Annotated in this window: 3 protein-coding genes; all 3 read left to right on the top strand. The window is 64.1% G+C overall.

Annotation, left to right across the window (positions count from 1 at the left end; translation table 11 throughout):
* The coding region (locus AC30NL_RS10590) for a beta strand repeat-containing protein (RefSeq protein ID WP_489463966.1) at window positions 1-2,675 on the top strand (2,675 nt) is incomplete at its 5' end.
* Between the two features lie 373 nt (window positions 2,676-3,048).
* Window positions 3,049-4,812, top strand: coding sequence for a type I secretion system permease/ATPase (locus tag AC30NL_RS10585; RefSeq protein WP_489463965.1), 1,764 nt, complete (start codon window positions 3,049-3,051; stop codon window positions 4,810-4,812).
* On the top strand, window positions 4,809-6,152 hold the full coding sequence (locus tag AC30NL_RS10580; RefSeq protein WP_489463964.1) for an HlyD family type I secretion periplasmic adaptor subunit: 1,344 nt from the start codon (window positions 4,809-4,811) through the stop codon (window positions 6,150-6,152). The genes AC30NL_RS10585 and AC30NL_RS10580 overlap by 4 nt, the downstream gene beginning before the upstream one ends.
* The last annotated feature ends 870 nt before the right edge of the window (window positions 6,153-7,022 follow it).

Genomic DNA, 7,022 nt, shown 5'->3' with positions numbered 1-7,022 from the left:
CCACGCTCAACCTCACCGGCGCAACCGGCGGCACGACGCACATCTCGTCGGGCACCGTCGCGCTGAGCGAGGCCATCAATGCGGTCAACGATGCGCCGGTGCTCGACGCCACCAAGACGCCAGTGTTGGGTGGGGTCAACACCAGTATCGTCGCACCGACCGGCGCGGTCGGCACGCTGGTCTCGGCACTGGTGGACTTCGCCACCCCGGCGGGACAGGTCGACAACGTCACCGACAGCGACACTGGTGTACTCCTTGGTATCGCGCTGACAGGGACCGCCACAGGCGGAACCTGGTACTACAGCACCAACAACGGCGGCGCATGGGCGACGATCGGCACGGTCAATGACGCGTCGGCGCTGCTGCTGGCCGCGGACGCGAATACGCGGGTCTTTTACCAGTCCACCACGGGCGGCACCGTCACCAACGCCATCACCTTCCGGGCCTGGGATCAGAGCAGCGGGACGGCCGGCGCGAAGGTCACGACAGCAACGAATGGCGGGACGACGGCGTTTTCAGCCGCAACCGATACGGCCAACGTTACTGTCACCGCCGCCGACACAACGCCCCCGACAGTGACCGTGACCAGCACTACCTTGGGGGGCGGAGCGGCAACAGTAACGTTCCAGTTCAGTGAAAGTGTGACTGGCTTCGACCTTTCGCCTTCGGACGTCACCGTGACACGCGCAACGTTCAGCAACTTTGTGCAGGTTGACGGCGATACCTACACGGCGACATTGACTAGAAATACAAGCGGTGCCGTGAAAGTCGACGTTTTGGCCGGCAGCTACACGGACTTGGCGGGCAATGCCGGCACCGCAGGGACTAGCGGAACCCTTGGAACCCTTCCGGCAGGAGTGGCCGGCGAGCCGATCCATCTCGCCTTGCTCGATCCGTCATCTGATCCTGGTCAGATGATCTCAGTTACGGTTGGAGGTGTGCCGTCAGATTGGATCCTGAACGCCGGGACCAGCAACGGTGACGGCACTTGGACCGTCCAGACCAACGATCCGAGCACCCTGACAGTGACGACCCCCGTGAATTACAGCGGGGCGTTGGTCCTCGAAGTGAACATGACCTGGACCAACGCCGACGGTTCCACGGGAAGCGCCTTTGTTGCGAATAACGTCGAAGCCTACGCCCCCGGCAATCCGATCTTCGCCCTTTCGGCCGATGATCACCTCACCGCCTCCAGCGCCGCTGACCTCCTGGTCTTCGCCCAACCGATCGCCCAGGACGTCATCCACAACTTCGACGCCGCAGCCGACAAGATCGACCTGATCGGCTTCACCGACGTCAACGCCTTCGAAAACCTCTCGATCACTGATGACGCCAACGGCAACGCCGTGATCGCGACGGGAGGCGGCTCGACCATCACCGTGGTTGGCGTCCACGCCGCCGACCTGACCGCCGCCAACTTCGAGTTCAACCTCGAACCCGTGACGATCAACACCGGCACCATGACCATCGCCAACGGTGCGATCCTGCCGCTCGGCGGCGTCATCGAGAACAGCGGCACGATCGCCCTCGGCTCCACCGGCAGCGAGACGGACCTGCAAATCCTGGTCGAAAGCGTGACGCTGCAGGGCGGCGGTCAGGTCGTGCTCTCCGACGACGACAACAACGTCATCTTCGGCGGCGCCGCGAACGCAACCCTGATCAACCTCGACAACACCATCTCCGGCGCAGGCCAGATCGGCGCCGGGCAGATGACCCTCGTCAACGCCAGCACCATCATCGCCAACGGCAACCACGCGCTCGTCATCGACACCGGCAGCAACGTCGTCGACAACTCGGGCACGCTCGAAGCCACCGGCCCCGGCGGCCTCGTCGTCGAGAGCGAGCTGTCCAACACAGGCAGCATGTCGGCGAACGGCGGTGACATCACGATTCACGGCGATGTGACCGGCCACGGCAGCGCAAGCATCAATGGCCACGGCGCAATCGAATTCAGTGCCGCGTCGGATGCGAACGTGGGCTTCGCCAGCGATGCCTCGGGCACCCTGACGCTCGACCATGCCGCCAGCTTCACCGGCACGCTCACCGGACTGAACGCCGACGACACCTTGCACTTCGGCGACATCGCGTTCTCTGCGTCGACGCAAGTCAGCTACACCGCCAACGCTGCGGGCATGGCGGGCTCGCTGCTTGTCACCGATGGCACGCACACGGCGCAGATGACGCTCGTGGGGCAGTACTCGGCGGCCGACTTCCAGCTGGCGGCCGGCCAGAGCGGCAGCACCGCGGTCATCAATACGGCCGTCGACAACGCCACCGTGCTGGGCACCGCCGGAGCCGACGCACTGACGGGCACAAGCGACAACGACATCATCGTTGGCGGTGCGGGCAGTGACACGCTGACGGGCGGTGCGGGCAGCGACACCTTCATGTTCCGCAGCAGCGACGCAGGTGCGGTCGACACGATCACCGACTTCAACGCCGGTGCAGGTGGCGACATGATCAACATCGGCTTGCTGCTGCAAGGCTGCTCGTCGGGCGCTGACCTCTCGCAGTTCATCAGCCTGCGTGAGAGCGGCTCCGACACCATCGTCAGCATCGACAGCGACGGTGCCGGCTCGACGCATGGTTTCCATGATCTGCTGGTCATGCAGGGGGTGACAGGCCTGGACTTCGGCACGCTGATCGCGCACGTCGACGCGACTCCGCTGCCTTGATCGGCCCGGGGCCTGGAGTGCATCTTCCCCAGGCTTGGGATTTGGCTCGGAACTTCCCAGAGTCCGTTCGAGCTGACCCTTCGATAGGCTCAGGACACGGTACGCCTGCGGCTTATCGAAGCTTCAACCCGCGGTGAAGGGCTTCGATACCTCAGCCCGAACGGGGGGCGGGTTCAGGCCCGAACAGGGCCGGGTGCAGCCTGAACGAACTGAGAAAGCTATTCCGGGCCATGTCCCAAGTCGACCCGAACGCCACCGCAATACGCCCCATCTATTCGCGGGGGATAGGGTCAGCCCGCCCCTCACTTGGTGAACTACTACCGCACGCGCGCAGGGACTCATCCCTACTATCTATTCCTGCCAGGGAGCGCACATGAAGACACTGCTTCACCTTCTCCACCGCCCGCTTCTCCACGTCGCAGGCTTGTCCTTCTTCCTCAACCTGCTCCTGCTCGTCCCCGCGCTTTTCATGCTGCAGGTCTTCGACCGCGTGCTGGCCAGCCAGAGCAACGAAACCTTGCTGGTCTTGATGATCGGCGTCGGCATTGCGCTCACCCTGCTCCTAGCCCTCGACCATCTGCGCGCCCGCCTTCAAGGCGTGGCCGGCAACATCGTCGCCGAATCGCTGTCACCTGCCGTGACGAAGATCGTCATCGCGCAGGGCGCTCGCCGAAGCGGCCGCGGCAACTCGGAAAGCCTGCGTGATGTCGGCTCCTTGCGCGCGCTGTTCTCGGCCCAAGGCCTGCTCGCACTGTTCGACGCGCCATGGGCAATCGTCTACGTGGCCGTCATCTGGCTCGCTCATCCAGTACTCGGCATGGCCGCTGCCGGGGCAGCGGTGCTGATGCTCGCCCTGGCCTTGATCAACGACTTTGTCACCCGCCGCGAGATCGAAGCTTTGCAGAAGGCCGCCGCCGGTGCCACGCGCTACCTCGAAGCCTCGCTGCACAACGCCGAAGTGGCACAAACGCTGGGTATGACCGATGCGCTCATCGCGCGCTGGCGCCAGAAGAATGCCGAAGTCACCGCCTTGCAGCAGCCCACCGCCACCAAGACGGTCGCGATGGCCGCGCTGACGCGTACCGTGCGCCAAGCAGTGCAGGTGCTGATGATGGCGCTCGGTGCCTACCTCGTGATCAGCGGCGAGGCGAGTGCGGGCGTGATGATCGCAACCACCACGCTGCTCGGCCGCGCGCTTGCACCGGTTGAGTTGATCGTCGGCAGCTGGCGCATCCTGGCCGAAGGCCGCGCGGCGTTTCGTCGCCTTGGCGAATTGCTGAATTCCGCCGAAGCGCAGCCGCAGCGCATGGCCTTGCCCACGCCGAACGGTGATCTCTCGGCAGTAAACCTGATGTTCCGTGCGCCTCAGGGCGAGCGCATGTTGATTGCCGGCGTGTCGCTGCAACTCGATCCGGGCGAGTCGCTCGCCATCATCGGCGCCAGCGGTGCGGGCAAGTCGACGCTGGTGCGCCTGTTGACAGGCGTGTGGAAGCCCAGCGCCGGCACGGTGCGGCTCGACCAAGCTGACCTGGCGCAGTGGCCGCGTGAAGATCTCGGACCGTGGATAGGCTATGTGCCGCAAGATGTCGAACTGTTCCCCGGCACGGTCGCCGAGAACATCGCGCGCTTGGGTGAGGTGGACTCGTTGAAGGTCGTGCAAGCCGCGCAACGGGCCAACGTGCACGATCTCATCCTGTCGCTGCCCGAGGGCTACGACACCATGGTCGATCCGCACAGTGCCGTCATTTCACCCGGGCAGCGTCAGCGCATCGCCCTGGCGCGCGCGCTGTACGGCGAGCCCAAGCTCGTGATCCTCGACGAACCCAATTCCAATCTCGACGGCGCAGGCGAACAGGCACTGGCCGAGGCGCTGAAGGCATTGCGTGGGCAGGCCACGGTGGTGGTCGTCACGCACCGCGCCACCCTCATCCAGCATGTCGACAAGATGCTGGTGCTGGACGCCGGCAAGGTCCAGCACTACGGCCCGTCGGCCGAGGTGATGCGGGCCATGCAGCAGAAGGCCCAGCAGGCGGCGCAGCCAAGTGGCGGCGGGGCGCAGGTTGTTGCGATGTCGCGGGCAGCGCCCCCGGAAGATCGTGATGCGAACCCCTTTGAACGCATGGAGAAAGTGTCATGAGCACTGCGGTGATGACCTCGATTGATGATCCCCAGGCGCCGTTGGCGAAGCATCTGCTCGAGGCGCGCAAACTAGCTCGTCGGGCGGGTGTCGTGCTGCTGCTGGGCGTCGTTCCGGTCGCCGCCTGGCTGGCGTGCGCGCCGTTGTCAGCGGCCGTCGTCGCAAGCTCCTTCGTGAAGGTCGACCTCGATCGCCGCGTGGTGCAGCATGCCGAAGGCGGCACGGTGCGCGAGGTGAAGGTGCGCGACGGCCAGCATGTGGCGCAGGGAGAGCCGCTACTGGTGCTCGGCGACGTATCGGTCGATGCCGACCTGAATCGCCTCAACTATCGCGTGATTGTCGAGCGCGCGAGTCTGGCGCGACTTGAAGCCGAGCAGCTGTCGGCCACGGCCTTGCACTTTCCGGCGGACGTGATCGAAGCAGCCCGCAGTGACCCGCGGCTGGGCGAGCAGATGGTCAAGGAGCGCGCGCTATTCAGCGCGCGCCGCGACGCGCTGATCGGTCAATCGGTGCTGCTGCGCGCGCAGCAAGCCAAGGTTCTGCAGGAAGCGACGGCGCTGCGTGCCCAGATCGCCCAGGCTATTGAATCGCTCAAGCACCAGACGGCCGAACTTGAAACCAACCGCCGCCTTCTCAACGACGGATTCATCTCCGCCACGCGCATCTCGCAGCTGGAGGCGACGGTTGCTGACTATGGCGTCAAGCTGGAAGAAAAGCGCGCTGACCTATCGCGCGCCGAGCAGCGCCTGGTTGATGCAGACCTGCGCGTCAAGTCGCTGGAAAGCGACTATCGACAGCAGGCGAGCGACCAATTGAAGGTGAGCGCGGCCAAGCTCGCCGAGCTCCAGCAAGAGCAGCGAAAGACGATTGATGCGTCAAGCCGGCAAGTGATAGTGGCACCTGTCGCCGGTGATGTGATCAACCTCAAGTTCACGACACCGGGCAGCATGATTTCGCCACGCGAGCCTATTGCCGACATCGTTCCAAGCAACCCACGTCTGGTTGTCGAGGCGCATATCCGCACTGAAGACGTGAGCCGGATCCAGCAGGGCCAGCCTGCCGACATTCGGTTCACGGCGTTCAAGTACCGCACGACGAGGTTGGTGGAGGGCAAGGTTTTCTATGTCGCCGCCGACCGCACGCTCGATAGGGCGACCAACCAGGCTTATTACATTGCACTCATCGAGGCCGATGCGGCGTCACTCGCGCAGGCCGGCGAGGTCAAGCTGCAGGCCGGCATGCCGGCCGAGGTGTACATCAAGGGTGAGGAGCGCACGCCTTTGCAATACCTGGTCGAGCCGGTGACGCAGGTGTTGAGGCATGCGGGGCGGGAACGCTGATAGCTTTCCAGAGTCTGTCTGGGCTGCATGAGGCTGACCCTTCGTCAGGGCAAGGTACGCCTGCGGGGTATCGAAGCCTTAACGCTCAACCCTCGGCCGAACAGCCCGTGACGCAGCAGGTACTGAGGCGTGCGTGGGTGAACGCTGTGGATTTGGTTGCGCTTCCAACTGAGATGTGGTTCCGCTTCCAACTGAGGATTTGGGTCCACTTCCAATTGAGGATTTGGTTCCGCTTCCAAAAGTCCGTTCGGGCTGAGGTATCGAAGCCTTAACTCGCGGTAGAGGGCTTCGATACGCCGCAGGCGTACCCTGTCCTGAGGTATCGAAGGGTCAGCCCGAACGGGGGCGGGTGTAGCCTGAATGGGCTGCAGAAGATTCGGGCTGATCCTTCGAAAAGTCCGTTCGGGCTGCGCCTGCGGTGTATCGAAGCCTTCACGCTTAACCCTCGGCCGAACAGCCCGTGACGCAGCAGGTACTGAGGCGTGCGTGGGCGAACGCTGTGGATTTGGTTGCGCTTCCAACTGAGGATGTGGTTCCGCTTCCAAAAGTCCGTTCGGGCTGAGGTATCGAAGCCTCAACTCGCGGTGGAGGGCTTCGATACGCCGCAGGCGTACCCTGTCCTGAGGTATCGAAGGGTCAGCCCGAACGGGGGGGGCGGGTGTAGCCTGAATGGGCTGCAGGAGATTCGGGCTGATCCTTCGAAAAGTCCGTTCGGGCTGCGCCTGCGGTGTATCGAAGCCTTAACGCTTAACCCTCGGCCGAACAGCCCGTGACGCAGCAGGTACTGAGGCGTGCGTGGGCGAACGCTGAGGATTTGGTTCCGCTTCCAACTGAGGATTTGGTTGCGCTTCCAAAAGTCCGTTCGGGCTG

This window comes from Rhizobacter sp. (genome assembly GCA_021153565.1).
Lineage (GTDB): Bacteria > Pseudomonadota > Gammaproteobacteria > Burkholderiales > Burkholderiaceae_C > Albitalea.
Note: the sequence above shows the minus strand (reverse complement) of the source record. Positions and strands in the feature narration are given on the sequence as shown.

Bases quoted from the DNA above. Each gene is read 5' to 3' on its own strand.
- AC30NL_RS10580 (WP_489463964.1), top strand. From the start codon at position 4,809: ATGAGCACTGCGGTGATGACCTCGATTGATGATCCCCAGGCGCCGTTG.
- AC30NL_RS10585 (WP_489463965.1), top strand. From the start codon at position 3,049: ATGAAGACACTGCTTCACCTTCTCCACCGCCCGCTTCTCCACGTCGCA.